The organism is Mesorhizobium sp. M7A.F.Ca.US.011.01.1.1, assembly GCF_003998295.1.
Taxonomy (GTDB): Bacteria; Pseudomonadota; Alphaproteobacteria; order Rhizobiales; family Rhizobiaceae; genus Mesorhizobium.
Window position 1 is genome coordinate 1 of record NZ_RZRT01000139.1, and the last position, 2,741, is coordinate 2,741.

General features: G+C 61.7%; 1 protein-coding gene. It reads right to left on the reverse strand.

What is annotated here, in order from left to right; genetic code table 11:
* Positions 1 to 551 precede the first annotated feature (551 nt).
* Positions 552 to 2,741 (reverse strand): relaxase/mobilization nuclease domain-containing protein (locus EOA13_RS36760; protein WP_206535367.1); only part of this gene is annotated, 2,190 nt, incomplete at its 5' end.

The following is a 2,741-nucleotide window of genomic DNA, read 5'->3' on the forward strand; positions in this document are numbered from 1 at the left end:
GCTCTGCCAGGCTTTCCGGGATAACGTGGTCGACTTCCATTTCGGCCAAGCTGACCGGCTCGCGGCAAATCCAGCACTTTTCACCGTGGGCGGTGAAAATCGCGTACCTTTGCGCCTGCGTGAAGTTGGTCTTCGCCATCGCCGCCACATAGTGCAAATGCGGAAATGAAAAAAGCCCCCTTTACGGGGCCGGCGAAACGAATGCGTCTAGCTAGGTAGTAGCCTCCGCCATTGCCGTGCCTCCGGCAATGCTCAAGGCTTGGGGCATTCGTTACGCCTCGAACATATGGGCGCAGGGCGCACCATTGGACGCAGAAATCAGGGCGATGACGGGAGCACGAAATCTGCTGCGGGAAATTGTTTCGGCCCTTCGCGAGCGCCTGGAGCAAAGGGTAAACTAGCGCGCAGCCAGGTGCCGGCAATGTCTGCTTTCAGGTCGAGGCTCCTGCCTCATCAACGACCGACATCAGGCGCATTGCTGCCATCCAACTTGATCATTCTGTGACGATGCGTCGTTTTGATAGACCTCAGGACGCTAGGTTGGCCCTTGCTCAAAGCTCGTAATCGTTATCGTTTGAGCGCTGGGTCTTCCGGTCCTGCTCTTCCGACTGCCCCGCCTTCTGTTTGTTGTCCTTCTGCTTGGCTCTCACCTGCTCCTGCTCGGTGCCTGTGCGCGGCTCGCCCGGCTGGCGGGGATCGTCCCGCGTTGGAAGATCTCGCCCTCGCGCCTCGCGCTCGGGAATTGGCTCCTCACCGCCACCACCACGACGCTGTTGCTGCCGCTCGAATTGCAGCCGCGCCAGACGGTCGTGCATCTTGTCGTTGACCTCTTCATGATACTGTTCGAACTGTCCTTGATGCGCCGGCGGCAGCGTCTCGCGCATATTGTCCAGAGCCTGATTGACGCGGGCCATCTGACGTCGCATTTCCAAGGGGGTGTGCGCCATGTTCAAATCTCCTATCAGTGCATTCAATTCTCTCATACCGGGATGGGACAGGAAAGACTTCTGCCCCGATTGATCAGCTCCGCGACCCGCAGGACCTGGCTGCCCCTCCCCTGTCCGATCGCCGCGGAACTGGAGAAAATTGTTGCCGATCGACTCCGCCGCCGTGAGAGCCTGACCGACTATCCCCGCGGTCCGCATCGTCGTCACAGTCTTTTGCCATGCGGCTGCGATTGCATCGCCGTTCACGACAAGGGATTGCACATCGAAACGGCGTTGCCGTTTGGCCTCCACGCGCTCGATCGTCCTGGCGCTGACCTGGTAGCGCGGATCGCTCTGGGCGCGGCTGTAGGCTCCGGCATGCTCCTTCGTGAATGGCCGCGTCATCGCATGATCCATGCGCCGCGTCGCCACCATCGCAATGCCGTTCTCGCGTGCTTTTTCCGCAAAGGTCTCGCGCCAGGCCGCGAGATCCGGCTTATAGAATTTCAGGCGCTCGCCATCGGCTGACCGTGCCTGCACCATCGCATGGATATGGACGTGCTTGGTGTCCTTGTGATGCGCCAGGACGAACTTGTATCCTGGCGCGCGCTCCTCGAGTACAGCGCGCGCCGCAGCCATAACGGCGTTGGCATCGGTGCCAGCTCTTGCCGAGAAAAGGAGGTGATAGGCATTGCGGCGCTCACGCCCTGAAAACTGCGGGCGCCATTGCTCGTAGACCGAAGCCGCCGCCTTGGCGGGGTTCCGCGCGCCCAGAATTGGCTCGCCGTTCGCAGTGCGGACGTCTTTGTTTGTACGGATGAACTTTTGCAAAAAGTATTTCGCTTTAGGTTCACGGCTGACGGCCGCCGTTACCTCTGCCTTGGCTACCACCCCCGCCGCGCCCATGCCTTCAGACAAGCGCGCCTCGATCTTGTCGAGCGCCTTGCTGCGCGAATTTTCTCGACCACCGGCAAGGACCCTCGCAATAGGTCCTGCCCGCTCATCGGTGTGCGCGTAAACCTGCACCGTCTGTCCGTCCTGCGCATAGACGAACGGTTTTGCACCGAAGGCCTCGTTCAGCGCCTCGCTCAAGGCGGCATCGGTGACCTCGCCGGCGAGATCGAAACTAACTTCGATAAAATTGGTATTTTCCAAGGGCGGTTCGAACGTTTCGCAAAATGTTTCCAGGTACGCTTTTCGTGCGCCGCCTGTCGCCAGGACCTGCCCATCCTCGTCAAAAATCTCGATGTCGTGTTTCTCGCCTTTTTCGTCCTCGCGCTTCCCGATGTAATTGAGCAGCCGAGCAGCGGCTTCCCTGGTCGACGGAGGATTGGGCATGACCTTGAACACAGCAGGCTGCGCGCCCGCCGCATAGCCTGCCCGTGCCGCCACGGCCCGCGCCTGATAGCCCGTCCGCGCCGGTCGTCCTGTACCGCTCGGGCGACCAGCACCACGGCCGCCGCCGCCGCGCCGCTTCCAGTCTTCCTCCTCCTCTTCCGGCCGGAAACCGGCGAGCGTGGCGCCATAGACCAGGATCGGCGCGCTAGGGGCTCTGGGCGAACTCGCAGCAGCAGTAGACTTCGGTGCCCTACTGGACATGGAACTCCCCGAAGCCCCCAATCCTCCCGGCGACGAACGAGGGGTGTTGCTGCCGCCACCTAGCGTCGACCCGGCTTGTCCTTGCCCGAGGCGTCCGCCGCCACCGGTCCGCTCATAACTCTTCATCGCCTGGAATTCACCGGCCTCGCGTCGGGCGCCCGTCAGTGACTTGTCGTCGTCCAGGTCCTCGCGCTTCACGCCGGACTCGCCTCGAAG